This is a genomic window from Ensifer sp. Root1252 (assembly GCF_001425885.1).
GTDB classification, from domain to species: Bacteria; Pseudomonadota; Alphaproteobacteria; order Rhizobiales; family Rhizobiaceae; genus Ensifer; species Ensifer canadensis.
The window spans coordinates 193,102-218,854 of the sequence record NZ_LMDT01000012.1; the positions used below are offsets into that span (position 1 = coordinate 193,102).

The following is a 25,753-nucleotide window of genomic DNA, read 5'->3' on the forward strand; positions in this document are numbered from 1 at the left end:
CGGTCGAGCGCGTGTCTTTATTAGGCGTTGCGCGGATATGCGAGCTTTGGCATGTGGGAACAGCTCCAGCAGCGAATTCAGCTTCGACTGGACCAGATGCGCAAGCATCCGGAACTGATCCTGCTCTATTCTCTCGCCTTCGTCGGCTACATCCTGACGATGAAGGAAGCCAACAAACAGCTGGGGGTGATCGGCATCCTGGCGGTGGTGGCCGGCACGGCGCTCATCCCCTATCTGGTCGCGCGACTTCGCGGCGCGCGCAGCATCGAACTGCCGGACGAGAAGGACGATGGCGCCGCACCGCTCGGGTTTCTGCGCTCCAGCGCTGAGGATGACCGCCCGTACCTGGTGCGTGTCCCGCCATCGACGGCGGTTGCCTATGATGTCATCCGCAAGGCGCAGGACGTCTTTCAGAGCGACGCGATCGATCCGGAGGAGGATATGAAAGCCTTCTTCTCCGATCCCTACAGCCTGATCTGCCTGCAGGACTCCGACGACAATATCTACGGTTTCACCGACTACTACGCCTTCGAGAAGAAGCACTTCAAGCTGTTCCTGCAAGGTGACTATGGCTTCGACGACCTGCTTGCCAACGGGTTGCTTGTCCATCCGAAGGCGCGCAAGGCCAAGGTGGTCTATCTCGCTACCATCCTCAATCTCAGCTACCTGCTCGATTCCATGCGCAGCGAACGCCGGCGGCAGAACGGCATCCTCGTCTGGGCGACGGTGTCGGCGATCCTGGAGTACCAGGAGTTTCCGCCCGAAGGTATCGACCTCTATGGCATCGGCTGGGACAAGGGCGGCGCCGCCATCCTGAAAATGTTCGGCCTCGATCCGGTTGGTCGCGTCATGCGCGGCCTTGCGGAAGGCAAATGGATCTACACCAGACGCGGCGTCCACCGGCAGGATTTGGAAGGGATACGCGCGCGCTACCAGAAGCGATACGAGCGCTGGTGTGAGTTGGAGATCCGCCGCTGCGCCGACGTCGAGCCAAGTGTCGCTCCGGCCGGATGATCAGGGGAGACCGATAACGGCCGCTCTTTTCTTTCCCGACAGTTGCTCTAAAAAACGACTCCCAATCCGGAGTCGTCGCGCATGTCCAGTGAACTGAAACCCGTCGAGAAGCTGAACGAAACGGAAGCCGCCGAGGAGCTGGCCTTTCTCGCCTCCGAGCTTGCCCGGCACGACGCGCTCTATCATGGCAACGACGCGCCGGAGATCACGGATGCGGACTATGACGCGCTGAAGCGGCGCAACGATGCGATCGAGGCGCAGTTTCCGGCGCTTGCGCGCGAGGACAGCCCATCGAAGAAGGTGGGGGCAGCGCCATCCGTTACCTTCCAGCCGGTCGTTCATGCCCGGCCGATGCTGTCGCTCGACAACACGTTTTCCGACGAGGACGCCCGCGATTTCGTCGCCTCGGTCTACCGCTTCCTCGGGCAGCTGCCGGATAATTCGATCGCCTTTACCGCCGAGCCGAAGATCGACGGCCTCTCGATGTCGCTGCGCTACGAGAACCGGCGGCTGGTGACGGCGGCGACCCGTGGCGACGGCACAACAGGTGAAAACGTCACCGCCAATATCCGCACCATCGGCATGATCCCGCAGACGCTGCCGGCCGGCGCTCCTGAGATCGTCGAGGTGCGCGGCGAAATCTACATGGCGAAGTCCGACTTTGCCGCACTCAACGCCGAGATGGCAGCGCTCGGCAAGCCGCTCTACGTCAACCCGCGCAACACCGCTTCCGGGTCGCTCCGCCAGCTCGACGCCAAGGTGACTGCCAGCCGCAAGCTGCGCTTCTTTGCCTATGCCTGGGGCGAAATGTCGGAAATGCCTGCCGATACCCAATTCGGCATGGTCGAGGCATTCAAGGCCTGGGGTTTCCCGGTCAATCCACTGATGCAGCGGATTTCGTCGGCCGACGAGCTGCTGGCGCATTACCACCATATCGAGCGCGAACGGCCTGATCTCGACTATGATATCGACGGCGTCGTCTACAAGGTCGACCGGCTCGACCTGCAGGCGCGGCTCGGTTTCCGCTCGCGCTCGCCCCGCTGGGCGACGGCGCACAAGTTCCCGGCCGAGCAGGCATTTACGCGGCTGACGGCCATAGACATCCAGGTGGGGCGCACCGGCGCGCTGACGCCGGTGGCACGGCTGGAGCCGATCACCGTCGGCGGCGTCGTCGTGACCAATGCGACGCTGCACAACGAGGATTACATCAAGGGGCTCGGCAACAGCGGCGAACCGATCCGCGAGGGTCGCGACATCCGTATCGGCGACATGGTGATCGTCCAGCGGGCGGGCGACGTCATCCCGCAGATCGTCGACGTGGTGATGGACGAGCGCAAGGAGGGGAGCGAGCCCTATCGTTTTCCGACGACATGCCCGGTCTGCGGCAGCCATGCGGTGCGCGACATCAACGAGAAGTCCGGCAAGGTGGATGCAGTGCGCCGCTGCACCGGCGGCTTCGTCTGCCGGGCGCAGGCGGTCGAGCATCTCAAGCATTTCGTCTCGCGCAATGCCTATGACATCGAAGGCCTCGGCTCCAAGCAGATCGAGTTCTTCTTCGAGAGCGAGGATCCGACGCTGTCGATCCGCACGGCGGCCGACATCTTCACGCTGGAAAAGCGCCAGGAGACGTCGCTGACAAAGCTCGAAAACATCGACGGCTTCGGCCGCGTCAGCGTGCGCAAGCTCTATGACGCGATCAACACCCGCCGCTCGATCGCGCTGCATCGCTTCATCTACGCGCTTGGCATCCGCCATGTCGGGGAGACCACGGCCAAGCTTCTCGCGCGCTCCTACGGCACCTACGAGGCCTTCGGCGCAGCCATGAGCGAAGCCGGCACCTTTACGGGTGATGCCTGGAACGAACTCAACAGTATCGACGGCATCGGCGAAGTCGTCGCCCGCGCCATCGTCGAGTTCTACAAGGAGCCGAGGAACCTTGAAGTGGTGACGCGACTGCTTGCCGAAGTGACGCCCGAAGGGGCGGAGATACCGGTTGCGAGCGACAGCCCGGTCGCCGGCAAGACCGTGGTCTTCACCGGTTCGCTCGAAAAGATGACGCGCGATGAGGCCAAGGCCAAGGCGGAAAGCCTCGGCGCCAAGGTGGCAGGTTCCGTGTCGAAGAAGACCGATATCGTCGTCGCCGGCCCGGGAGCGGGCTCCAAGCTCGACAAGGCGCGCGAACTCGGCGTGCAGACGATGGACGAGGACGAGTGGCTGGCGCTGATCGGGGGCTGATGCCCACGATCAGGGGCGCTGGCAGGCGTTGTCGTTATGCCTGTTCCGCGTCGTAGGCTTTGGATGCTGCCTTCAGCGCGGCGATGTCGTCGGCGCAGATGACATTGCGCAGCGCGTCGAACTTCGACCTCTCCCATCGGTAGATGCCGAGTGAGAGCAACGTCTCGATGTCTGCTTCGGGAAAGCGCTGGCGAACGGGGCGGGCCGGATTGCCGGCAACGATGGTGTAAGCCGACACGTCTCTGGTGACGATCGCGCCCGAAGCGATGACGGCGCCTTCACCAAGGGTGACTCCCGGCATGATCATGGCGCGCATGCCGATCCAGGCGCCGTCGCCGATGATCGTGTCGCCCTTGCCGATATAGGCTTCGCCAATCATATCGATGAACGGATAGAGGCTGACCCAATCGGTGCGGTGGGTGTGGTTGCCACCCATCAGGATTACCGCCTCGGCACCGATCGCGACGTAGTCTCCGATCCGCAACTGGTCGATCGGCCATTACGGCTCCCAGGCCTTGAGGCTGTAGTCGTCGCCATAGAGGTAGCGAACGACGCTCTCCTCGAAGGAACCCGTCCAAGCGTTGCTGTAGTAGCTGTTGGTGCCGCGCACATGGATATTCGGGTTGCGCACGGTCTCGTGCAAAAGCTCGACCTTGGACCAATGCTTGGCTTCGACATTCATGGACATGGGGCTTCCTCATTCTGCTCATTGCAAGCGTCAGCGACGGCTCACTCGCCTTCTCGACGTATGGGTTCCCCAACTATCCGGTTTTTCGGGCAATTTCTCCCCAAAACCTCTGCGGCCGATAGCCTCGCTCATAGTTGCGTGCACCGGATCAGACAAAAAAAAAGCGCCCGCCGCGAAACGCGGCGGGCGCAAGGCAAGGGGATTGCGTCAGATCAGGAGGCCTGCTGCTGGGCGGCTTCCATGTCCATCCACATGAATTCCCAGACGTGGCCGTCGAGATCCTGGAAGCTGATGCCGTACATGAAGCCGTAGTCGAGTGCCGGCTTCCAGGGCTTGGCACCGGCAGCGAGTGCCTTGGCGAGCATGTCGTCGCATTCGGCGCGGCTCGAGGCGGAAAGGGCGGTGATGACCTCGGTGCCCTTGCTGGCATCGCTGATCTCGCCGGTGATGAAGCCACGGAACTTCGGTTCGGTCAAAAGCATGACGAAAATATTGTCCGAGATCACCGTGCAGGCGGCCGTGTCGTCGGAGAACTGCTCGTTGAAGGTATAGCCGAGTGCCGCGAAAAAGGCCCGGGACGCCTTCAGGTCCTTGACGGGCAGGTTTACAAAAATCATGCGCATGGAATGCTCCTCGTAGGGATTTTCTTGATTGAACATAACTAGGACGTTCGGCGTGACACGCAGCCGACAGCCGTTCAGACATTTTTTGAGAAATGCGAAGTGTCCCCGCTGATGTGGTGTGCAATCATAGGTTTTCAAGCATTTCCGGTTCACCCGAGATTACTGGCAATTCGCTCGGCAAGGTGCCGGCGGCGCGCTCGAAATGGGCGAGCACATCTGGAACGGCGGCGAGTGCCACACGAGGCCGATCAGAGTTTGGCGGTCCATGCTGAATCCGCATCGTTTGCACCTCGCACATTTCTGGCGGATGTTCCATGGTCTCCGGACCTCGTGAAGAGGTGCGGCGAGCAACGATGACTGTCGGCGCCCGGGATGTGAGGAGACACGATGCGTTTGAACCAGGTGACGGTGACGATGCCCGATCTCGATGCGGGGTGGGAGTTCTACCGCACGCTCGGGCTGCAGCCGATCGTCGATGCGCGGCCGCATCATGTGCGCTTCGTCTGCCCGGATGGCGGCAGTTCGTTTTCGCTGCATCAGGGCGAGGCGGGCGGCAGCGGCACAACCGTCTACTTCGAGTGCGACGATCTGGATCTGACCGTCAGCCGGCTGATCGAGGCCGGTATCCTGTTTGCGAGCAGTCCCGCCGACAAGAGCTGGCGGTGGCGGGAAGCCGAAATCTTTGATCCCGCCGGCAACCGCATCGTACTTTATTTCGCAGGCGCCAACAGGCTCGATCCGCCCTGGCGGGTGCCGAGTTCCGCCCACAGCTGAGCTTGCCCGCCCGGACCGTGCGATAATTGGCTTGGCTCTATTCGCAGCGGCACCAATTCCGTTTGTCTTTTTGCGCTGCACAAGATAGAGGTTTGCAGCCAAATTTTGTGCAATTGCCTTTTCGCGGAGCGGGCCAAGAGCCACAGGCCGCGGGGCGGGGCGCTAGCGGCGCCTTCGCGGATTGGAGGGTCCGGATTTGAAGACCATCACCACCATCACCGAGCTGCGCGCAGCCCTTGCCGAATACCGGCGGGCAGGCAAGACGGTCGGGCTCGTGCCGACCATGGGCTATCTGCATGTCGGCCATATGGAGCTTGTGCGCCGTGCGCGCGGGCAAAATGACGTCGTCGTTGCCAGCATCTTCGTCAATCCGCTGCAGTTCGGCCCCAACGAAGACTTGAGCAAATATCCGCGCGATCTCGCCCGCGATCAGGCGATGCTGGAAGAGGGCGGCGTCGACTTCCTGTTTTCGCCAGGGGTGTCCGACATGTATCCGCGACCGATGGAAACGGTGGTCGACGTGCCGAAGCTCGGCTCCGAGCTTGAAGGTTCCGTGCGTCCCGGCCACTTTGCCGGCGTTGCGACTGTCGTCACCAAGCTGTTCAACATCGTGCAGCCGGACCGCGCCTATTTCGGCGAGAAGGATTTCCAGCAGCTGCAGATCATTCGCCGTATGGTCGATGATCTCGCCCAGCCGGTGGAGATCATCGGCGTGCCGACGGTGCGCGAGGCCGATGGGCTCGCCTGTTCGTCGCGCAATGTCTACCTCAGCGCCGCTGAGCGTGAAGCGGCTGCCATCGTGCCGAAGGCACTTGCCGAGGCCGAGCGGCTGGTCGCGTCCGGGATCACCGATGCCGTCGAAGTGGAAAGGGCCGTGACGGCTTTTCTTTCCGCCGAACCGCTGGCTCGACCCGAAGTCGTGGCGCTGCGCGATCCTGGCACGCTCGAAACAATTCAAGAGATCGGTGACAAGCCGGTGCTGCTGCTGCTCTTCGTGCGCTTCGGCACGACGAAGCTGCTCGACAACCGCGTGATTGCCGCCAAATCCGCCCATTTTGCAAAGGTTGCCTGAGAATGAGCGTACAATCTGCCAGACGCCGCCTGAGCCCTGCCAATATCGAGGCGCTGAAGGGCGAGCGCCCGATCGTCAGCCTGACGGCCTATACGACACCGATTGCCCGGCTGCTCGATCCGCATGTCGATTTCCTGTTGGTCGGCGATTCGCTCGGCATGGTGCTCTACGGTCTCGACACCACCGTCGGCGTCACGCTCGAGATGATGATCGCCCATGGCCAGGCGGTCATGCGCGGCTCGGAGCGCTCCTGCATTGTCATCGACCTGCCGTTCGGCTCCTACCAGGAATCCAAGGAACAGGCCTTCCGAAGTGCTGCACGCGTTTTGAAGGAAACCGGCTGTAGCGCCGTGAAGCTCGAGGGCGGCGCCGAGATGGCCGAGACGGTCGAGTTCCTCGTCAGCCGCGGCATTCCGGTTCTCGGCCATGTCGGGCTGATGCCGCAGCTCGTCAACACCACCGGCGGCTATCGCTCGGTCGGTCGCAACGAGAAGGAAGTGGCCAAGATCCGCCGCGACGCCAAGGCGATCGACGATGCCGGCGCTTTTGCGATCGTCGTCGAAGGCACCGTCGAGCCGGTTGCGCGCGAGATCACCGGGGAATTGCGCTCGCCGACCATCGGCATCGGCGCATCGCCGGCCTGCGACGGCCAGATCCTCGTCTCTGACGATATGCTGGGCCTGTTCAACGACTTCAAGCCGCGCTTCGTCAAACATTTTGCCGAACTGGCGCCGGCGATCTCGAAGGCTGCGGAGGAATACGCCAACGAGGTCAAGGCGCGCACGTTCCCGGGTGTCGAGCATACGTTCCAGGTCAAGCGCTGACACATCTCTTTGCACGACCTGGCCGCGCCAACGAGCACACGGCGACTTTGAACAGGAGGGCGCAGGTCATGCGGCTTGCGCCCTATCCCACTGGGGGAGCGATCTTCGGATAAATGCCCCACCGCCAGGTGGTCGGTGGCGAGGCGGCGGTGAAAAAGCGGCGATCGCTTATCGACCCGTGCGCATTTCGTTCAAGCCTGCCGCGGTCAGGCATCATAAAATTCAATCATTGTATAAGCGCAATTGAATTGTTGGTCGGGGCGGGAACGCCTATCTGTCCGGCACAGGACGACAGCCGCGCGCGCCTTGAGGTGCACAGTCGCTGTCGCAGTTTTGAAATGCTGCATGTGGCCTTGATCGATCCCGATTAAAGACGGCATGCCGCGGGCGCCCATTGCCGGCGCCGCGGGAGGATTCCATGAGAAAAGACGAATTCTGGGAAGGCGTGCGCGGCGGCTTCCCGATCATGCTAGCGGCGTCACCCTTTGGCGCGCTGTTCGGTGCGCTTGCGGTCGACAATGGTTTTACCATCGCCGATACCGTGTTCATGAGCGCGACGGTTTATGCCGGCGCCAGCCAGATGGTCGGCATCGAGCTGTTCGGCAACCATGTCCAGCCATGGCTGGTGGTGCTTTCGGTCTTCGCCGTCAACTTCCGCCACGTGCTCTATTCCGCCTCGATCGCCAAATACATCCGGCATTTCACCCCGGTCCAGAAGTTCTTTGCCTTCTTCCTGCTGGTCGATCCGCAATATGCCGAGACCGAGAAGCGCGGCGAGCGTGGCCTGCCGGTGACCTTCCCCTGGTATCTCGGCTTCGGCCTGGTGATCTATTTCCCCTGGATCTTCAACACGCTGCTTGGCGCGATCTTCGGTCAGTTGATCGGCGATCCCAAGGCCATCGGCCTCGACGTGCTCTTGCCGATCTACTTCCTCGGCCTGGTGATGGGTTTTCGCAAGCGTGACCGCTTTTTGCCGATCGTTGCGGTTTCTGCCGTGGCGTCGGTTGCCGGCATGCATCTCGTCGGCTCGCCCTGGCATGTCAGCATCGGGGCGCTGGCGGGCGTGCTGCTCGCCGCCTGCCTGCCGCCGACCGAGACGGTTTCGGCACCGCCCGTCGCCATCGAGAAGGAGGCCTGAGCCATGGACCCGCAACACCTCAATCTCATCTATCTGATCATCGCGGCGGCCGTTGCGACCTTCATCACCCGCATCGGTGGCTATGTGCTCATCACCCAGATGAAGCAGATCCCGCCGCGGCTCGAATCGGCATTGAACGCCGTTCCGGCGGCGGTGCTGACGACGCTGGTGGCGCCGGCCTTCGTCTATGGCGGCTTCGACGTCGCGGTCTCGATGTTCGTCGCCTTCGCCATTGCGCTCGGGCTTAATCTCTCCACCTTGCGCATGCTCGTCATCGGCTGGGTGGTGGTGATGCTGATCCGGCATCTCGTCCTGTAGGTTCCTCACCGCCTTTGTGCGGGCAATCCCTGTCGCTGGTCGTGTCGTCGAAGACGGCGCGGGCAGGGCAGGGTGCGCTGAACGCTCCGGCGTTGGCTTCGGGCGCGTCCTGGATTATCATCCTCTGATTGCCGGAGAGGTACGGCTGCGCCGCGCGCCCTGTCTGACGCGCAAAGGTCGCGGTTGCACTTTGACTTGCTGCAGCCTCCCGGTGGTGGAGGAGCGACCATGATTACCAGGATCTCGATTGCCCTTTTGCTCGCGCTTGCGCCTGCGACGGCCTTTGCCAACCAGTGCCCCACCATGATGGCTGCGATCGATGCGGCCATCCCGACGGCCTCTCTTTCCGAGGCCGACATGGCGAAGGTCACGGCGCTGCGCAAGCAGGGCGAAGACCAGCACAAGGCCGGCGATCACGCCGCGTCGGAGGCAACGCTCGGCCAGGCCAAGAAACTGTTGGGAATCTGAAAGGAAAAGCCGGGGCTTCCCCCAAGCCTTTGTGCTTCTTCTTGAAAGCCGGCGTCAGAGCGGGATGAGGAAAACTGCGTGCGGTTTTCCGGCCGCATCCCGCCCCAATTTGCTACAGCGCCGGGCGCTCTCCCGGATTCGCTTGTTGCGCTTTAAGCTCTTGTTTTTGCGCATGTCGTTATCGCAAAACCACTGCGCACCTTTGCGCGACATGCTTTGGGGACTGGAAACGCGCTTCAGCCCCTTCGCAATGCCCCACTCAGCGTGTGATGGCTTTCGTCGCGGTCTTCAGCCAGTTGCGGGTCTCGTCGCTCACCAACAGCGGCATCAGCTTTTCGCGCGTCTCGGCGTGGTAGGCGTTGAACCAGCCCAGTTCCTCGTCGGTCAGCAACGCCGGCAGCACCAGGCGGCTGTCGATCGGGCAATAGGTGATCGTGTCGAAGCCGAGCATCGCCAGGTCGCCGCCGGCGATCTCTTCGGCCGGTTGCACCACGATGAGGTTTTCGATGCGGATGCCGAAGGCGCCGGGGCGGTAATAGCCGGGCTCGTTCGACAGGATCATGCCGGGCAGCAGTTCTTGGGTTGAAAGCCGGGCGATGCGCTGCGGTCCCTCATGCACCGAGAGGTAGGAGCCGACGCCGTGGCCGGTGCCATGGGCGTAGTCGGCGCCAGCCTTCCACAGCGCGATGCGGGCCAAGGGGTCAAGGTCGACACCGCGCGAGCCCTTGGGGAAACGCGCGGTGCTGATGGCGATCATGCCCTTCAGCACCAGCGTGAAGAAGCGCTTCTGCTCTTCCGGAACCGCGCCGACCGCCACCGTGCGGGTGATGTCGGTGGTGCCGTTGATGTATTGCGCGCCGGAATCGATCAGGAACATGGTGCCTGCTTCGATCGCGCGGTCGGTTTCGGTCGTCACGCGGTAGTGCATGATCGCCGCATGCGAGCCGGCACCGGAGATGGTGTTGAAGGAAATGTCCTTGAGTGGGTTTTGCATGCGCTCGCCGACGGTGGCACGGGCGGCTTCCAGCTTGTTGGCAGCGCCGATCTCGGTGACGGTGCCGGGCTCGGCCTTGTCGAGCCAGGCGAGGAATTCGACCATCGCGGCGCCATCCTGCAGATGCGCGCGGGTCGAGCCCTCGATCTCGGCCCTGTTCTTCTGGGCGCGGGGCAGGCGGGCTGGGTCGACGGCCTCGACGACCTTGCCGCCCTTGGAGCGGATCAGCTCGGAAATGGCGAAGGAGGCAAGGTCCGGGTCGAGCATGACGGCAGCACCCGCAGTACTGAGCGTCGACAGGCGGTCGTCGAAGGTCGAGGGTGCTGCGATCTCGGCGATCTGGGTGAGATAGGCTTCCTGCTCGATGCCGGTCTTGCGCTTGTCGAGGAAGATCTCGGCGCGGCCGTCGGCATGGATGATGGCGCGGGCGAGCGGATGCGGCGTGTGCGGCACGTCGGTACCGCGGATATTGAAGGTCCAGGCGACGGAGGAGGGGTCGGTCAAAACCACGGCGCTGGCACCGGCCTTTTCGAGGCCGCCAGCGATGGTCGCGATCTTGTCCTTGGCAAGCTCGCCGGCCTGCTCGATCGGCTGGATGGAGACGCGGCCGAGCGGGGCTGCCGGGCGACCGGTCCAGATGCGGTCGAGCGGGTTGTGGTCGAGGAAGACGAGCGAGCCGCCGAGGACGGCAAGCGCCTTTTCCAGCCGGCGCACTTCAGCGCCTGTGTGCAGCCACGGGTCGATGCCGAGCCTGAAGCCCTTGGTGCCGTTATTTTCCAGCCAGAGATGCGGCGGCTCGCCGATGAGATCGCCGCCGATAAAGACCTGGCCGTCGACCTGTTCCTTCAGCTGGGTCACGTAACGTCCATCGACGAAAACGACAGCCTGACGCTGCGTAATGAGGGCGACGCCGGCGGAACCGGTAAAGCCGGTGAGCCAGGAAAGCCGCTCCGACGATGCCGGCACATACTCGCCCTGGAACTCGTCGGCACGGGGTACGAGAAACCCGTCGATGCCGAGGGCGGCGAAGGTGGCGCGCAAGGCTTCTGTGCGCTCCTTGCCGAACTGGGGCGTGGAGGTGACTTCAAAGGACTGAAACATGAGGGATTTCCGGTAAATTGGGCGGAGAACCGCGGGAAAGATGCGCGATCTTAGCGGAAACGTCCATGGGGAGGAAAGAGGCGAGATCCTGCCGGGCATGCCGGCGGCAGGACGTGCACAGAATCAGAGCATTTCCAGGAAAAGTGCGAAGCGGTTTTCCGTCAGGAAATGTGTAAAAACAAAGAGATAGAGCGTTTTTGCGATTCCGCATAAATCGGAAATGCTTTAGAGGGCAATTGCTCATTTACCATACATATGCGCTTTCTGCATGGCTCCTATGCCAAGAAGCTGCTATCTCTATCGGAATAATAGTTTATAAGCCGCCTCAACGAACACGGACGAACATCCGGTGGTTCAAAAGCCTGCAGTTCCGAGAATAGTTGATCACTCTGTTCTCCTCCTCCCTCAAGGGTGGTCAATTTCGGAACGGTAGACGCCCGCTCGAGCGCTCCTCCTCCTCAGGCTCGCGGGCATGGTTCGGTCTCAAGCCGAACCAGCAGGCGATGCCCCTGGCATCGCCTTTGTTTCGAAGGGCCGCCCGTCATGAAAGACGTGGCGGCCTTTTCGTTTTTCTTCGGCTTGGCTTTTTGGCGCTGGCACCCTGACATCAACGGCTCTTTCGTGCGCCGTTATGGAACACGTGCCACAAGATGATTTTGCACAAGGTCACAATCCCGATATTGTGGACGAGTTCGGTTTCCCAACAGAGTGCGCCACCCGAAGGAGACGTGGGAGCGTGGTCGAGAAATCAATCCACCGCCGCCTTGTTGCGATCCTCGTCGCCGATGTGGTCGGCTATTCCCGCATGATGGAAGCCGATGAAGCCGGGACGTATGAGACGCTGAAGGAGCGGCGAAGTCATGTGCTCTACCCGGTGGTGCGCGCCCATGGAGGACGCATCGTCAAGCTGATGGGCGACGGTGTGCTGGTCGAATTCGCCAGCGCGATTGACGTCGTCGAGGCCGCGCTCGAGCTTCAGCGGAAGATGGCGGAGGCGAATGCCGGTGTTCCAGAACCCAGCGAGATCCTGCTCCGCATCGGCATCAACATCGGCGATGTCATCGGCGAGGGTTCAGACATTTATGGCGAGGGGGTCAACATCGCAGCGCGACTGGAAGCGCTGGCCGAGCCGGGTGGCATCTGCATGTCCGAGAAGGTGCACAATGAAGTCCGAGGCAAGATCCCCGTCGTGATGAAAGACCTCGGACTGGTGCAGCTCAAGAACATTGCTGCGCCGGTCAGGATCTTCGGAATGGAGACGGCCCGGGCACTGCTCCAAACGACACTTTCTCGCGGCAGGGAATTTACCACCATCGCCGTTCTGCCTCTCACGAACATGTCGGGAAGCACAGAGCAGGACTACTTCGCCGACGGCCTCACCGAGGACATCATCACCGAGCTGAGCCGCTTCCGGAATCTCTCCGTCGTCGCCAGAAACACCACGTTCAGCTACAGGGGCCAATCGGTGAACGTGGCGGAGGTGGGCCGGCAGCTCGGTGCGGAATTCGTCCTCGAAGGCAGTGTCCGGCTGGCTGGCCAGCGCCTGCGCGCCTCGGTGCAATTGATCGACACACAGACAGGGGCGCATGTCTTTGCCGAGAGATTCGATCGCGAAATGGCGGACATCTTCGCGGTCCAGGATCAAATCGTCGATGCGATCATAGGTCGCCTGTTTTTCAATCTTCAAGAGGTGGCCGGGGCCGTTCGCGCAAGGAGTTCGACGACGGATATCTCCGCCTATAGGTCCTGGCTCCGGGCAGGGGCTGCCTGGCGCAACGGTGACGAACAGGGTGCACGCGGGCACATGCAGGAGGCGATCCGCGTCGACCCGACCTATGCGCCCGCTCTCGCCTCGCTAGGATTGCTCTACGCATACTGGCGGTTCAGTGAGCCTGATGCTGCGACAGATGCCGGGCTTGAGGTTGAGTGCCAGGGATATGCCGCGCGGGCGATCGCTGCCGACAGAAACGATCCATTCGTCCTCACCAGCGTTGCTGCATGCTTTCTGTTGGTCGGGAAAATTGACGAGGCCCTGCGCTACTCCGACATTGCGATCTCGATGAGCCCGCGCGACATGAACGTCCTTGTCGCCCGAGGCATGATCCTTTCCTATGCGGGAATGCATGAAGAAGGCTTGGCGCTTGTCGAACGGGGCTGCAAGTTCGAGCCGCTCCTGCCGCCGGCGTTCCTCTCCAGTCTCGGGGACTGCTACTATCTCGCGCGCAGGTTCGATGCGGCATTGACCGCCTACTGAACCCTGATCGATCCGCCGTATTTCTTCCGATTGAACCAGGCGGCCTGTCTCGCCCAGCTCGGCAGGGCGGAGGAGGCGGCAATCATAACGCGCGCGATGCCCGCGGCGTTCGATGCAGACGTCTACGCCCGAAACACCGCGAAGATTTGCTCCTTGTCAGAGGATGCGGAGCTCTGGCTGAACGGCTTCCGCAAAGCCGGCATATCCATCGCTCAGTTCTCCCACCGCCGTCCGGCGAAGGGATAGGCTGCAAACCGAGACCAGGTCAGGCTTTGCGAAGAAACCCTGCGGCTGTCGCTCCGGACGCGTGCCTCACTTCTCCAGGTGGATCGTCACCCAGCCGTTGCGCCAGATGGTGCGGACATGGCGCAGGTGCTGCCCGTTATAGGCGGCAAGCACCTTCCAGCGCTGCTCGGCAAGAATGCCCGAGAGGATCACCGAGCCGCCGGGGGCGAGGTTGGCGGTCAGTTGCGCTGCCATCTTCATCAGCGGACGGGCGAGGATGTTGGCGATGATCAGGTCGAAGGGGCCGTTGCCGCTGAAGGCGGTGGAGTGAAAGCCGGGGGCCGTCGCAAAGGTCATGCCGGTGACGACGCCGTTGCGGCGGGCATTTTCCTCGGCAACGCGGGTGGCGATCGGGTCGATGTCGGTGGCGAGCACCGTCACATGCAGGAGCTTCCAGGCAGCGATCGCCAGCACGCCGCTGCCGGTGCCGAGGTCGAGCACGTTGCGCACCGTGCGGGTGCGCGCCACGGTCGCCAGCACTTCGAGGCAGCCGGCGGTCGTGCCATGGTGGCCGGTGCCGAAGGCCTGGCCGGCCTCGATCTCGATGGCGATCTCACCGGTGCGGACCTTGTCGCGGTCATGGGAGCCATGCACGACGAAACGGCCGGCGCGCACGGGCGCCAGCCCCTCGAGCGACTTGGCGATCCAGTCGATATCCGGCAGCACTTCGCGTTCGATGGCAAGATGGGAAAAGTCGTCGGCAAGCGCCTCCGTCAGCCGCTCGTTGACGCTCTCCTCGTCGGCCGCCATCATGTAGATCGAGGCTTCCCAGACGTCGCGCTTTTCGTCGACTTCCGTCGTGCCGATGGCAAAATCCTCTTCGCCGAAGACCTCGCTCATGCGGTCGAGCACGGCTTCCGCCTGCTTCTCGGTGGTGGTGACGAAAAGTCTGATCTCGCTCAAGGCTCTGTCCTTCGGCTGGCTCTGCATAATCGCCGCACGCCCTATCCGACGTGCGCCGCTGCAAGCCCCCGCCGCTAGCATGAAAGCTTGGCAAACGCAAAGCGCCGGGCGATGCCGGCGCTAGCAAAGATGTTCGATTGGGGCAGGAGCGGTCCTCAACCCTTGGTGAGGTTCTCGAGCTTCTTGATCGCGGTTTCGGGGTTTTCCCCGTAGGCGATGGTGCCGGAGAAGCTGCCGTCGGCGTCGAGCAGGAACACCGAGGCGGTATGGTCCATGGTGTAGTCGCCGTCAGGCTTTTCGGCGTCGAGCGGCACCTTTTTGGCGTAAACGCGGTAGCCCTTGACCATCTCCAGCACCTTGTCGGCCGGACCGGAAATGCCGGTGATGCGCTTGGACACGTTGGAGACGTACTGGCCGAGAATTTCAGGCGTGTCGCGCTCAGGGTCGACGGTGATGAAATAGGCCTGCAGCTTGTTGCCTTCCGGGTCGACCTTTTCCAGCCAGCCGTTCAGCTCGAACAACGTCGTCGGGCAGACCTCCGGGCAATGGGTGAAGCCGAAGAACAGCGCGGTCGGTTTGCCGGAGAAAGCCTTCTCGGTGATCTCCTTGCCATCCTGCGCCACCAGCGTGAAGGGCACGCCGAAGGGGCCGGAGGCGGCCTGCTGCTTCGACTGGGTCATCTCGTAGGTCAGCCAGCCGAGAACGCCGGCCATGACGACGACGGCGGCCCAAAGGGCGATGCGAATGGTTTTCATGCGTGCTACCGATTTAGTTGGGGCCTTGGCCGGCCATATCAGGTTGATCGGCTTTTGATACCGTCTCCGCCGCAGCCACGCAAATGGGACAATTGCCGCAGGCAATCTCTTTGTGTTGAAGCATTTCCGGACGGAAAACCGCTTCGCACTTTTCCTGGAAATCCTCCGGCAGTAATGCCCGTCAGCTCAGATGCACCAGGCAAGGCCGGACTGGGCGAGCGCCAGGAAGATATCGGCGCCGTTCGCCATCCAGCCGCGGAAGGCGAGAAGCGTCACGACGGCAAGCGCCATCGCAAGACCCGCAAGCAGCGGAAGCCGGATCGATCTCTGCGTTCTCGTGTTCATGACCCTATCATAGCATCCGGAGCGCCAAGGGGAAGGGATCTCCGGCCGGGCCGGAGATCGGCGTTCAGGCGGCCGGCAACACCAGCGGGTCGAGATCGGCGCGGTAGCGCTGGACGGCCTGGGTCGTTTTCGCGTCGAAGGGCAACAGAAGCGGCAGGAGAAGATCGCGCAGGAACAGTGCGACCGGGCCCTTTGCCTGCTTCTTGGCGCCACGGCGGCGGCTGATGCGGACGATGTGTTCCACCCGGTCGCGCCGGAGCGTCTCATAGGCCCTGAAGGCCCGGCTCGGCGCGCCATAGGCGGTGAGGCAGGCGGCGAGCACGACGGCATCCTCGATCGCCATCGAGGCGCCCTGGCCAGCATGGGGAGAGACCGCATGGGCGGCATCGCCAAGCAGCACGACGCGATCGTCGAACCAGCGCGGCAGGTGGCCCATGTCGAAGACCGGATAGGCGCGCGGCACCGAGGTGACGGCCGCGGCGATGTCGCGGACCGGGGCGGCGTCGCCGGCGTGCTGGGCGCGGGTGCGGGCGGCAAGGGCTGCCGGATCCGGCCGGCCGATCGCCGTCTCCTCGTCGAGCGTGAAGGAATCGAACCAGAACACCGGCCCTTCCTGCGCCTTGATGTAGCCGAAGAAGGCGCTTTCGCCGAACATCAGGCGCAGCACGCCGCCGCTCGACGGCACGTGAGGACAATCGAGAAAGCCGCCGGTGCCTGTCAACCCGGTATAGAGCGGCTCGGGCGAGGCGGGCAATGCGAGGCGCCGCGTGCGCGACCAGACCCCGTCGCAGCCGGCGAGCCAATGCGCATGCGCACTCTCGCCGTTGCCGAAGCGCAAGGTCACGCCGTCCGCTTTCCGCTCGATGTCGATGAGCGCGTGGTCATAGCGAATGTCGACGCCCTGCGCCGACGCTGTCTGGCGTAGCGCCTCCAGCAGGTCGGCGCGACGCAGGGTGATGCTCGCGGCGCCCGCCTGCCGTTGGGCTTCCCGCTCATCGAGCAATGCCAGCCGTCGGCCAGCGGCGTTGAGGATTTCAATGCCGGTCGTCGGGATGCCGAGGGAAGAGACACGCTCGGCAAGGCCGAGCGCGCGCAGCGCATTGATGCCGTTCGGCGCCAGCGTCAGGAAGGCGCCTTCGCCGGACGCCTCCCGCGGCCGCGCCTCGAAGATCTGGACTGAGTGGCCGGTCTGGCGCATGCGAATGGCGAGGGACAGGCCGGCAATGCCGGCGCCTGTTATCGCGATGGAATTCTGCTTTGGCATATGCGTCTCCAAGGCTTGCGTCCGCTGCAAGCGAAGTTCATATTGTTGCGATGAATGAAAAGTACGATGGATTAATATTTAGATGATCGAAGTAAATTCGTCAAGCCCGGCGCCGGACGGACTCGTCCGAGCAATTGGCGGCGCCGTGATGCGCTGGCAGGATGCGACCCAAGCCTATGACGAGGCGGTGGGCGAGCGGCTGCAGCTCAATGCCGCCGAGCGCCGCTGCCTCGCGTTCTTGCATGCCGGCCCGCGACCGGCCGGCGCGATTGCCGAGGAGACGGGACTGACGCCAGCGGCGGTGACGGCGCTGATCGACCGGATGGAGGCACGCGGCCTCTTGCAGCGGACGCGCAGCGCCGAAGACCGGCGCAAGGTGATGGTGGAAAACACCGATGCAGTGGAGATGCTGACGGCGCCCTATTACCGGCCGATCGCCGAGGAAGGTGCCGGCTTCCTCGCGACCTTTTCAGCCGAGGAGCAGGCGGTTCTGCTGCGCTTTCTCGAAGGGGCGACCGCGCTCCAGCAAAAGCATCTCGCCGCGCTGCGTTTCTCCCCATGATTCGGGGGTCGGCTTAGCGAATGCTTAAGGTCTGTTTGCCAGTGTTTTGCCAACGCGGGTGAAGTGCTTCACCTCTACATGACATGACGTCATCCGGTTTGATCGAGCCCGGCTTTCCGCATCGATTTTAACGGAGGACTTCGCCTGGTTTTGGCAGGTCCGTGACCATGGACTGCCCTATGACCGCAACGTCTGCGCCCCTGAAAAAGAACCTCACCGTCAGCCAGCGGCTTGCCACGCTCGCCGGTGCCGCCTTCGTTGGCTTCGGCTCCGTGCTCGGCGTCGGCTGGTATGAGGACATGCGCTCGAACGAGGCGCTGAACGGGGCGATCACCGCGCAGCGCGGCCTGACCGCCGTCGACGAGATGCGGCTTGCCACCACCAACCTCGTGCTCAACGCCATGGATACCATCGTCGACCGTAACGAAGGCGTGATCCATCCGGAGCGCGCCGCAGGCATCGCAACCACGCTTAGCCTTCTCGAAGCCAGCAAGGCGGATATCAAGACGCTGGCGACGCTGCTCGGCCGGACTGACGCGCTTTCGACCTTCGACGCGGATCTCACCGAACTTCGCCAGGCAATCGGCGTCGACCTGAAGACGCTGGTCGAAGGCAAGGCTTCGACGGAAGAATTCGGCAAGATCGACGACGCGATCGACGGTGCCGGCGAACGGCTTGGTAAAGCACTTTCGCAGCTCTCCGAGGCTGCGACACAACTGGTTCAGACGCGGGTCGACGAAGCGCGCGCCGTTTCGGCCGATGCGCTTCTGCTGCAGACTATAGCCGGTCTCGTCGCCATGGCGACCTTGCTCGGCCTGCTCTGGTTTCACGGGGCGACGTTGCGCCGCGGCATCCTCGGGCTTCGCGACAGCATGCAGCGCATCCAGAAGGGCGAGCTCGGCTCCAAGGTCGAGGCGCTTGACCGTGGCGACGAGATCGGCGTCATGGCCCGCTCCGTCGATCTCTTCCGTGCCTCGGCCATAGAAAAGCAATCGCTCGAGCAGAATGCGGCGGCAAGCCGCCGCGAAATCGAGAAGGAACGCGAACAGCAGCAAAGCGAGCGCGACGAAGCGGTTCGCCGCATCCAGGCTGCGGTCGACAGCCTCGGCCTGGCACTGACGCAGCTTGCCGAAGGCGATCTCGCCGTCACCATCGACCGCCCCTTCGATGGCAAGCTCGATACGCTGCGCCGCAATTTCAACCAGACGGTCGAGCGCCTGCGTGACGTGCTCTTCAACGTCAAGGAAAACGCGCTCTCGATCGAGACGAATGGCCGCCAGATGCGCACCGCCGCCGACGACCTGGCGCGCCGCACCGAAAAGCAGGCCGCATCGCTGGAGCAGACATCCGCCGCCCTCGACGAGATCACGGTGACCGTGCGCACCGCGACCCAGCGCGCCGAAGAGGCGAGCCGCATGGTCGACGAGACCCGCACCAATGCGCAGGAATCCGGCCGCATCGTCGGCGAGGCGATCAGCGCCATGGCCCGCATCGAGGATGCCTCGAACGAGATCGGCACGATCATCAACGTCATCGACGAGATTGCCTTTCAGACCAACCTTCTGGCGCTGAACGCCGGCGTCGAGGCAGCGCGGGCAGGGGAAGCCGGCAAGGGTTTTGCCGTCGTGGCGCAGGAAGTGCGCGCGCTGGCGCAGCGCGCCGCAGGCGCCGCCAAGGATATCAAGACGCTCGTCGGCCGCTCGGGCAACGAGGTCGGCACCGGTGTCCGGCTGGTGCAGGCGACGGGCGAGGCGCTCGGTCGCATCGGCGCCGATGTCGCGCGGATCAACGAGCACATGAGTTCCATCGTCATGGCGGCGCGTGAGCAGTCGACCGGGCTCAACGAAATCAGCACGGCGGTCGGCCAGCTCGACCAGATGACGCAGCAGAACGCCGCGATGGTCGAACAGACCAACGCCTCCAGCCACACGCTGGCGCAGGACGCGGAAAAGCTGACGCAACTCGTCGGCCAGTTCCACGAGGGCCGGACCGTCCAAGCATTGATGCGCTCCAACGCACCGTCGCAGACGACCGCGAGCGTGAAGCCAGTTACGACCGTGAAGCCGGCAGCGCCTGTCCAGACGCGGGCTTCAACGCAGATCGCAGCCGCAACGACGCCTGCAGCTGCAAGGCTCGTACCCAGGGGCACGCACAAGGCGGTGCCTTTGCACAACCTTGCCTCGGCAAAATCGACCTCGCGTCCAGCTCCATCCCCCGCCAAGGCCCTGATGGGCAAGCTAGCGGGCGCATTCGGCAACCAACCGGGCTCCGTGCCATCGACGTCGGCCTCCGGTGAGAATTGGGAAGAATTCTGATCATGTCCAACGCAATCAAGCAGTCCGGTGCCTATCTCGAAATCGTTTCGTTTCATCTGGGCGACCAGGAATTCTGCATCGACATCATGGCGATCCGCGAAATCCGCGGCTGGGCGCCGGTGACGCCGATGCCGCACACGCCGCCCTACGTGCTCGGCCTCATCAACCTGCGCGGCGCGGTGATCCCGGTCATCGACATGGCCTGCCGTCTCGGCATGAAGATGACCGAACCGTCGGAACGTTCGGCGATCATCGTCACCGACATTGCCGGCAAGCTGGTCGGCCTGCTCGTCGAGCAGGTATCCGACATGATGACCATCAAGAGCGAAGATCTGCAGCCGGCGCCGGAGATCATTCCGGAAGCGCAACGTGCCTTCTGCCGCGGCATTGTCGCGCTGGAAAAGACCATGGTCTGCTTCCTCAACCTCGACACGGTGATTGCCGACGAGCTGGCGCAGGCCGCCTGACCACCTTCGAGCCGCGGATTGGCGATGCGCCCTGGGGCTTTCCCGGGGCGTTTCGCGTTTTGCAGGTGGCACGTTGGTCAGAAAGCCCGCAGGTCAAGTTAAACTTGCGTCATGATTTTCACGCTTGGGCGAGGCTATCGTGACAAAACGTCATGAGCGCTGACGGAACAGTTGTACTACTTTAGCGTTGTCGCAGCGTACCTGTTCGGAGGCCGGGTACCGTATTTTTGAAACAGGAGTTGAACCTATGACCATGTCTGTAAGGAAACTCATTGCCGCGCTCTCCGTAACAACGCTCATTGCCGGCGCCGCCGGGCCAGTTCTGGCTGACAGCTACTATCAGGGCATCGACGCGAACAATCCTCCCGGAACACAGTATCGCGCCAGGGTCGCCCCGATGCGCACCACCGTTGCTCCAGTCGATAGGATGTCGACAGGCAGTATCTACAGAACCGTTCCGCGTGCCTACCAGCAGCCGTTAACTGATCGCTATCAGGGTGGTGACGGCGACTACTACCAGGGTATCGTCCCGCCTACCTATTGAGCATCGATGGCCTGACGCCAGTTGTGGGGACTGGCCGGTGACAAAGCCCTCCTGGAACACTCTTCCGGGAGGGTTCGTTTTGTCAGGGCTTCGGCTTGCCTTCCTGCCAGTTGACGGTCTGCCCGTAGAGCGGGATCGTCGTGATCGACATCTTGGCCGAGCCGTCGGTCAGTTCGCGCGAGTGGGCAAGATAGATCAGCGTGTCGTTCTTGCGGTCATAGATCCGGGTGACGAGCAGGTCTTTCCAGATCAAGGACAAGCCGGAGCGGAACACTTCCTCGCCTTCTTTCGAAAGGTCGATGTCGCCGATCTCGATCGGGCCGGTCTGGCGGCAGGCGATCGAGTTGTTGGATGGATCCTCGAACCAGTTGCCGTTTTTCAGCCTATCGATGACGCCGCGATCGAAATAGGTGACGTGACAGGTCACACCCTTGACCTTGGGATCGCTGACCGCGTCGACGATGATGTCGTTGCCGAGCCAGTCGACGCCGACTTCGCCGACGGTTTCGGCCCGGGCGGGAGAGACTGTCGTTACGAAAGCGGCAAGGCTGGCTAGCATCAAGACGCGGAACGAACGGGACATGAATTTCCTCCGGTGGTTTGCACCGTTCACATAGGTTCTGCCCCAATCAATGCAAGATGGCCAGCGCAAGGTGGACACGTGAACCGGGCTGAGCGGAGGTTCCCGGATCAGCCGGTGTCGCGCAGCAGTTGCGGTGCGAGCGAATAGGCCTCGGCAGCGCGAAGCTGTGCGGCGGCAGCGGCAAGCACGCGACCGCTGGCGTCTGGCTGCAGCCTCCCGGCGATGGTGCAGCGGTCGCGTCCGTCGGCCTTGGAGGCGTAGAGTGCCATGTCCGCCCGGATCATCACGTCGGTCATGGTATCGCCAAGGCCCGCGCTGGCAATGCCGATGCTGACAGTCAATCGGATCGGCTGGCCGAAACGTCCGACGGGGGTGACGCGGACCGTACGGCCGATCTCCTCGGCCAGCAGAAACGCTTCGCCTTCGGTATGGTCAGACAGCACCACGCCGAATTCCTCGCCGCCGATGCGGCCGAATGTGCCGCGTCCGGCAAGGCAGGCGGTGACCGTGTCGGCGAAATGGCCGAGCGCGGCATCGCCGGCCGCATGGCCATAGCGGTCGTTGATCTGCTTGAAATAGTCGAGGTCGAGCAGCAGGAAGGCGGCGGGGCGCGCGTGCGCCGTGCACGAGGCAAAGATGCGTTCGCCAAGTTCGATGAAGGCGCGCCGCGACAGCGCTCCTGTCAACTCGTCGCGGGCAATCGTGGTCTTGAGATCGGCGATGACGCGGTCATGAGTCATCAGGATGACGCCGAGAAACAGGATGGGCATGTAGAGCAGCCACATCGCAGCCAGCAGAAAGTTCCAAGCAACAAGGGGAGCCGGGCCTGCCTCGTTCACGGGGGAAGGGGGCGAGATCGCGGCGATCTGCAGGAGCGTGACGCTGGCAATGGCGGCACCGATGACGATTGCCTTCCGTGTTGTCGGGTCGCTCGCTGTGCGCAGCCTCAGGACGGAAATGGAGGCGACCACGAAGACGGCGGCGGCGACGCCGAGCGTGATCAGCGCCCGAGCCGCGGTACTCTCAGCGCCGAACGCAGCCAGAACCGAGATGGTTGCAACCATCGTTGCGCCGAGCGGCAGGATTGCCGGCCTCCAGCTGGGTAGAGCGAAGAACGAGCGGAACCCGGCGAGTACGAAGAGACAGGCGATGGCAAGAAACGCAAAGCCGACAAGCAGCAGCGGCCGGAGAGACTGGATCTCGGCCAGCATCACCAGTGTCATGGCAATGGTTGTCATGGCACAGCCGGAAGCGAACTCCGCAGCGCCTGGCATCGATGATTTCTGCAGCGAAAGCAGTACCGGCAGCATCACCAGTAGGCATATGATCGATAGGGCGGGGAGAAAGCTCATTTCGAAACGGCCTGTCGTGCTAAAATCGAGGAAGGCGGCTTACGTCAAAGCCAAATATGCAGGGGTCAATTGGTAGCTTTGGCGCCTTAACGAAACCCGGCGGAAATCGCTGCAATTTTAGCGACTGCCGAAATTGACACGGTTGTCCACCGATGCGGAGTGACAACTGCCGGATGGTCAGGCGTTTCGTCGGCGGTGACGCGGTGCCAGGCGGTTCAAGCGGCCTTCTGCGGGCCGGGAGAGGCGACATGTTCACGGGACCGGTGTTCTTCGAAAACAGGGCCGACGCCGGCCGCAGGCTGGCGCAGGCGGTGGCCGTCGAGGCGCCGCCGGAGCCCCTGGTCATGGCGCTGCCGCGCGGCGGCGTTCCGGTTGCCTTCGAGATTGCCACGTATCTCCGCGCACCGCTTGAGGTGCTGATCGTGCGCAAGATCGGCGCGCCGGGTCATCAGGAATTCGGGCTTGGCGCACTGGTCGATGGCGAAGAGGCGGAACTGGTGCTGAACCGCGAGGCCGTGCGCCTGGTGCGGCCGCCGCGCGGCTACATCGCCGCCGAAGCCGAGCGCCAACGCGCGGAAATCGCAAGACGGCGGGTGCTCTATCTCGGCGATCGCGAGCCGCATTCGCCGAGGGATCGCAATGTGGTGCTCGTCGACGACGGCATTGCCACCGGCGGCACGATCCGCGCGGCGATCCAGGCGCTGCGCCGGACCGGTGTGCGTAGCCTGCTGTTGGCGGTTCCCGTTGCGCCGGCGAGCGCGCTCGCAAGCCTGCGGCCGTCGGTCGACGGCATCGTCTGTCTCTCCACCCCCGCCTTCTTCCGCGCCGTCGGCCTGCATTACCGCGACTTCGAGCAGACCTCGGATGCCGAGGTCATGACCTTGATCAGCAGGGCGAGGGCAGGCGGGTGCGATGACGCTTGAGACGGAGGTTGTTACCGCCAACATCTGCCTCCGGCCGTATTGAAACCTTGGAACCGCCGCGCCACATTCCCGGTGCTTGATTGAAGCGTGAGGACGGCCGCCGGAGGAGGTGGGCCGGAAGAGGGGAATGATGGCAGTTTCACTGGACATTGGGAAAACGCTTGCCGATTTTTGCCGACCGGACCGGATGGCGCTGGTGGTTTATGACATGCAGGCGGGGATCACCAATCAGGTCAAGAATGGCCCGGCGATCCTGGCTGAGGTGCTGAAGGTTCTGGAGGCCGCGCGCGCCGGCGGCTATCCCATCATCTTTCTGCGGCATCTGTCGATGCCGAAGCCGCTGATGGGCGCGTTCCAGATGCGCCAGGCGATGGCCTGGCAGCGCACGGACGATCCCGATGCCGTCAAGCCCTGGTTCCTGCGCGGCACGCCGGGCTTCGAGCTGGTGGCGGAACTGGCGCCGCGCGACGATGAGGCCATACTCGACAAGATCACGTTCTCGGCCTTCGAGGGCACGCCCCTTGCCATCATCCTGCGCGATCTCGGACTGACCTCGTTTGCCATCTGCGGCATTGCAACCGAAATCGGTATCGATCCGACGGTGCGCCATGGCGCCGATCTTGGGCTGGTGCCGATCGTCATCCGCGATGCCTGCGGCGCCGGCCACCACGAGGCCGGCGAGCGCTCGATGGACAACATCGCCTTCATGGGCGACGCGATCCTGACCGGCGTGGACGAGATCATCGGGGCGATGGCCAAGGGCCGAATGTAGCGGCAGTCTTTGTCGCTGGTCCGCTCCAGCTCGGGCTGTTTCAGTGGGTGCACGGTCCTCGCAATCGCGAAGACCGTGGCGCCTTCGCCCCTTGAGGGCTGAGCACGCCTTGCGCAGGCAGGCTATGAATGGAAAGACATCACGCCATCATCCCCATAGTTCATTCGCATCGATCCAGCAGGATAGAGATATGACCGACGCAGTTCGCATCCGCCCGATTGTCCGCAGCGATTACCAGCAATGGCTGCCGCTCTGGGATGGTTACAACGCCTTTTATGGAAGGTCGGGTGCAACGGCGCTCGATCCTGATATCACCGCAATGACCTGGTCGCGATTCTTCGATGCTTACGAGCCGATGCACGCGCTGGTGGCCGAAAACGAGGGACGGCTGGTCGGGCTCACCCACTACCTCTTTCACCGCAGCACGACGTCCATCGGGCCGAACTGCTATCTCCAGGATCTCTTCACCAGCGAAGCTGCGCGCGGCAAGGGCGTTGGCGCGGCATTGATCGAAGGCGTCTACGAGGCCGCCCGCACGGCCGGCTCGCCGCGGGTTTACTGGCAGACACATGAGACCAATGCCACAGCGATGGCACTTTACGACAAGGTGGCGGAGCGTTCAGGCTTTCTCGTCTACCGCAAGATGATCTAGGCTTTAGCTTGGCTGAAGGCTGTGTGACAGCGGGCAACTGGGGTGGACGCGATGGACAACGTGCAGGTTTCTACGATCGGCTTCACAAAATCATCGGCGGAAGATTTTTTCGATCGCCTGCAGAAGGCCGGCGTCAAGACGATCGTCGATGTCCGGCTGCACAATACCTCGCAGCTTGCCGGCTTCGCCAAGGCCAATGACCTTGCGTTCTTCCTGAAGAAGATCGGCGGTATCGACTATGTGCACCAGCCGCTTTTTGCGCCCACCGAGGCGATCATGAAGGTCTACAAGACCGACAAGGGCGACTGGAAGACCTTTTCGCGGGACTTTCTCGACCTGATGGCGGAGCGCAAGGTCGAGCAGCACGTGAAGCCGGAGGCGCTGCAGGGCGCCTGCCTGCTCTGCGCCGAGGACAAACCGCACCGCTGCCACCGCACCCTCGTCTGCGAATATCTCAACGATCGTTGGGGAGGCCGCCTTCGCGTCGAGCATCTGTAGGACCTGACAGTCGCCAGCAGCTGTGCCGTC

28 protein-coding genes are annotated in these 25,753 nt (G+C 63.0%); 17 read left to right on the forward strand and 11 right to left on the reverse strand.

What is annotated here, in order from left to right:
• Positions 1-51: 51 nt before the first annotated feature.
• Both ASD02_RS13425 and ligA read left to right on the forward strand, forming a co-directional pair.
• Entirely contained in the window at positions 52-1,014 is a 963-nt protein-coding gene (locus ASD02_RS13425; protein WP_025427714.1) for a hypothetical protein, read from the forward strand.
• A gap of 81 nt (positions 1,015-1,095) precedes the next feature.
• Positions 1,096-3,249 (forward strand): NAD-dependent DNA ligase LigA, encoded by a 2,154-nt coding sequence (gene ligA, locus ASD02_RS13430; protein WP_057220770.1) that lies wholly within the window; start codon positions 1,096-1,098, stop codon positions 3,247-3,249.
• Between the two features lie 34 nt (positions 3,250-3,283).
• Here the strand turns inward: ligA and ASD02_RS13435 are convergent, their stop codons facing one another.
• From ASD02_RS13435 to ASD02_RS39400, 4 genes are all read right to left on the reverse strand, one after another.
• Positions 3,284-3,733, reverse strand: a complete 450-nt coding sequence (locus tag ASD02_RS13435) for a CatB-related O-acetyltransferase (RefSeq protein WP_244494214.1) — start codon at positions 3,731-3,733, stop codon at positions 3,284-3,286.
• A gap of 15 nt (positions 3,734-3,748) precedes the next feature.
• Positions 3,749-3,937 (reverse strand): hypothetical protein, encoded by a 189-nt coding sequence (locus ASD02_RS39750; RefSeq protein WP_244494215.1) that lies wholly within the window; start codon positions 3,935-3,937, stop codon positions 3,749-3,751.
• A gap of 212 nt (positions 3,938-4,149) precedes the next feature.
• Positions 4,150-4,560, reverse strand: coding sequence for a VOC family protein (locus ASD02_RS13440; protein ID WP_025427711.1), 411 nt, complete (start codon positions 4,558-4,560; stop codon positions 4,150-4,152).
• Between the two features lie 124 nt (positions 4,561-4,684).
• Positions 4,685-4,876, reverse strand: coding sequence for a hypothetical protein (locus ASD02_RS39400; protein ID WP_144239155.1), 192 nt, complete (start codon positions 4,874-4,876; stop codon positions 4,685-4,687).
• Between the two features lie 71 nt (positions 4,877-4,947).
• On the opposite strand from ASD02_RS39400, the gene ASD02_RS13445 reads away from it, so the two are divergent.
• The 6 genes from ASD02_RS13445 to ASD02_RS13470 all read left to right on the forward strand — a co-directional run bounded on the left by ASD02_RS13445 (position 4,948) and on the right by ASD02_RS13470 (position 9,154).
• Complete coding sequence (locus tag ASD02_RS13445) at positions 4,948-5,334, forward strand: glyoxalase/bleomycin resistance/extradiol dioxygenase family protein (RefSeq protein ID WP_057220771.1); 387 nt, start codon at positions 4,948-4,950, stop codon at positions 5,332-5,334.
• 196 nt (positions 5,335-5,530) lie between these two features.
• On the forward strand, positions 5,531-6,406 hold the full coding sequence (gene panC / locus ASD02_RS13450) for a pantoate--beta-alanine ligase (RefSeq protein ID WP_025427709.1): 876 nt from the start codon (positions 5,531-5,533) through the stop codon (positions 6,404-6,406).
• 2 nt (positions 6,407-6,408) lie between these two features.
• Complete coding sequence (gene panB / locus ASD02_RS13455; protein WP_025427708.1) at positions 6,409-7,230, forward strand: 3-methyl-2-oxobutanoate hydroxymethyltransferase; 822 nt, start codon at positions 6,409-6,411, stop codon at positions 7,228-7,230.
• 418 nt (positions 7,231-7,648) lie between these two features.
• On the forward strand, positions 7,649-8,368 hold the full coding sequence (locus ASD02_RS13460; RefSeq protein WP_025427707.1) for an AzlC family ABC transporter permease: 720 nt from the start codon (positions 7,649-7,651) through the stop codon (positions 8,366-8,368).
• Between the two features lie 3 nt (positions 8,369-8,371).
• Positions 8,372-8,686 carry an AzlD family protein gene (locus ASD02_RS13465; RefSeq protein WP_025427706.1) on the forward strand — a complete coding sequence of 105 codons (315 nt, stop codon included), beginning with the start codon at positions 8,372-8,374 and terminating at the stop codon, positions 8,684-8,686.
• 228 nt (positions 8,687-8,914) lie between these two features.
• Positions 8,915-9,154 (forward strand): hypothetical protein, encoded by a 240-nt coding sequence (locus ASD02_RS13470; RefSeq protein ID WP_025427705.1) that lies wholly within the window; start codon positions 8,915-8,917, stop codon positions 9,152-9,154.
• A gap of 259 nt (positions 9,155-9,413) precedes the next feature.
• Here ASD02_RS13470 and ASD02_RS13475 read toward each other — a convergent pair whose 3' ends face one another.
• The gene (locus tag ASD02_RS13475) at positions 9,414-11,249 is read right to left on the reverse strand and encodes an aminopeptidase P family protein (RefSeq protein ID WP_057220772.1); all 1,836 of its coding nucleotides are present in this window, start codon (positions 11,247-11,249) and stop codon (positions 9,414-9,416) included.
• Positions 11,250-11,985: 736 nt separating this feature from the next.
• Here ASD02_RS13475 and ASD02_RS13480 point away from each other — a divergent pair.
• Complete coding sequence (locus ASD02_RS13480; protein ID WP_063978382.1) at positions 11,986-13,503, forward strand: adenylate/guanylate cyclase domain-containing protein; 1,518 nt, start codon at positions 11,986-11,988, stop codon at positions 13,501-13,503.
• A gap of 312 nt (positions 13,504-13,815) precedes the next feature.
• On the opposite strand, the gene ASD02_RS13490 is transcribed toward ASD02_RS13480, so the two are convergent.
• The 4 genes from ASD02_RS13490 to ASD02_RS13500 all read right to left on the reverse strand — a co-directional run bounded on the left by ASD02_RS13490 (position 13,816) and on the right by ASD02_RS13500 (position 17,055).
• The gene (locus tag ASD02_RS13490) at positions 13,816-14,691 is read right to left on the reverse strand and encodes a 50S ribosomal protein L11 methyltransferase (RefSeq protein WP_025427702.1); all 876 of its coding nucleotides are present in this window, start codon (positions 14,689-14,691) and stop codon (positions 13,816-13,818) included.
• Between the two features lie 155 nt (positions 14,692-14,846).
• Complete coding sequence (locus tag ASD02_RS13495) at positions 14,847-15,446, reverse strand: SCO family protein (RefSeq protein ID WP_057220774.1); 600 nt, start codon at positions 15,444-15,446, stop codon at positions 14,847-14,849.
• A gap of 186 nt (positions 15,447-15,632) precedes the next feature.
• Entirely contained in the window at positions 15,633-15,791 is a 159-nt protein-coding gene (locus tag ASD02_RS39195; protein ID WP_025427700.1) for a hypothetical protein, read from the reverse strand.
• 64 nt (positions 15,792-15,855) lie between these two features.
• Positions 15,856-17,055, reverse strand: a complete 1,200-nt coding sequence (locus tag ASD02_RS13500; protein WP_057220775.1) for an NAD(P)/FAD-dependent oxidoreductase — start codon at positions 17,053-17,055, stop codon at positions 15,856-15,858.
• Between the two features lie 148 nt (positions 17,056-17,203).
• Here ASD02_RS13500 and ASD02_RS13505 point away from each other — a divergent pair, with 148 nt between their 5' ends.
• From ASD02_RS13505 to ASD02_RS13520, 4 genes are all read left to right on the forward strand, one after another.
• Positions 17,204-17,617 carry a MarR family transcriptional regulator gene (locus ASD02_RS13505; RefSeq protein ID WP_309141651.1) on the forward strand — a complete coding sequence of 138 codons (414 nt, stop codon included), beginning with the start codon at positions 17,204-17,206 and terminating at the stop codon, positions 17,615-17,617.
• 179 nt (positions 17,618-17,796) lie between these two features.
• Positions 17,797-19,932: a methyl-accepting chemotaxis protein gene (locus ASD02_RS13510; RefSeq protein WP_038577246.1), complete on the forward strand. Its 2,136-nt coding sequence runs from the start codon at positions 17,797-17,799 to the stop codon at positions 19,930-19,932.
• Between the two features lie 2 nt (positions 19,933-19,934).
• Positions 19,935-20,399 (forward strand): chemotaxis protein CheW, encoded by a 465-nt coding sequence (locus ASD02_RS13515; RefSeq protein WP_018326507.1) that lies wholly within the window; start codon positions 19,935-19,937, stop codon positions 20,397-20,399.
• Between the two features lie 247 nt (positions 20,400-20,646).
• On the forward strand, positions 20,647-20,943 hold the full coding sequence (locus tag ASD02_RS13520) for a hypothetical protein (protein WP_025427696.1): 297 nt from the start codon (positions 20,647-20,649) through the stop codon (positions 20,941-20,943).
• An 82-nt stretch (positions 20,944-21,025) separates the two neighbouring features.
• Here the strand turns inward: ASD02_RS13520 and ASD02_RS13525 are convergent, their stop codons facing one another.
• Together ASD02_RS13525 and ASD02_RS13530 are read right to left on the reverse strand one after the other, a co-directional pair.
• Entirely contained in the window at positions 21,026-21,526 is a 501-nt protein-coding gene (locus ASD02_RS13525; protein ID WP_025427695.1) for a CreA family protein, read from the reverse strand.
• Between the two features lie 107 nt (positions 21,527-21,633).
• Positions 21,634-22,878 carry a GGDEF domain-containing protein gene (locus ASD02_RS13530; protein WP_057220776.1) on the reverse strand — a complete coding sequence of 415 codons (1,245 nt, stop codon included), beginning with the start codon at positions 22,876-22,878 and terminating at the stop codon, positions 21,634-21,636.
• A 248-nt stretch (positions 22,879-23,126) separates the two neighbouring features.
• Between ASD02_RS13530 and ASD02_RS13535 the strand changes: the two genes are divergently transcribed.
• From ASD02_RS13535 to ASD02_RS13550, 4 genes are all read left to right on the forward strand, one after another.
• Positions 23,127-23,801, forward strand: coding sequence for a phosphoribosyltransferase (locus ASD02_RS13535; RefSeq protein WP_025427693.1), 675 nt, complete (start codon positions 23,127-23,129; stop codon positions 23,799-23,801).
• Positions 23,802-23,931: 130 nt separating this feature from the next.
• Positions 23,932-24,573, forward strand: coding sequence for a cysteine hydrolase (locus ASD02_RS13540; RefSeq protein WP_225906331.1), 642 nt, complete (start codon positions 23,932-23,934; stop codon positions 24,571-24,573).
• Positions 24,574-24,763: 190 nt separating this feature from the next.
• Entirely contained in the window at positions 24,764-25,225 is a 462-nt protein-coding gene (locus tag ASD02_RS13545; protein ID WP_025427691.1) for a GNAT family N-acetyltransferase, read from the forward strand.
• Between the two features lie 51 nt (positions 25,226-25,276).
• The gene (locus tag ASD02_RS13550) at positions 25,277-25,723 is read left to right on the forward strand and encodes a DUF488 domain-containing protein (RefSeq protein ID WP_057220777.1); all 447 of its coding nucleotides are present in this window, start codon (positions 25,277-25,279) and stop codon (positions 25,721-25,723) included.
• Positions 25,724-25,753: the final 30 nt, after the last annotated feature.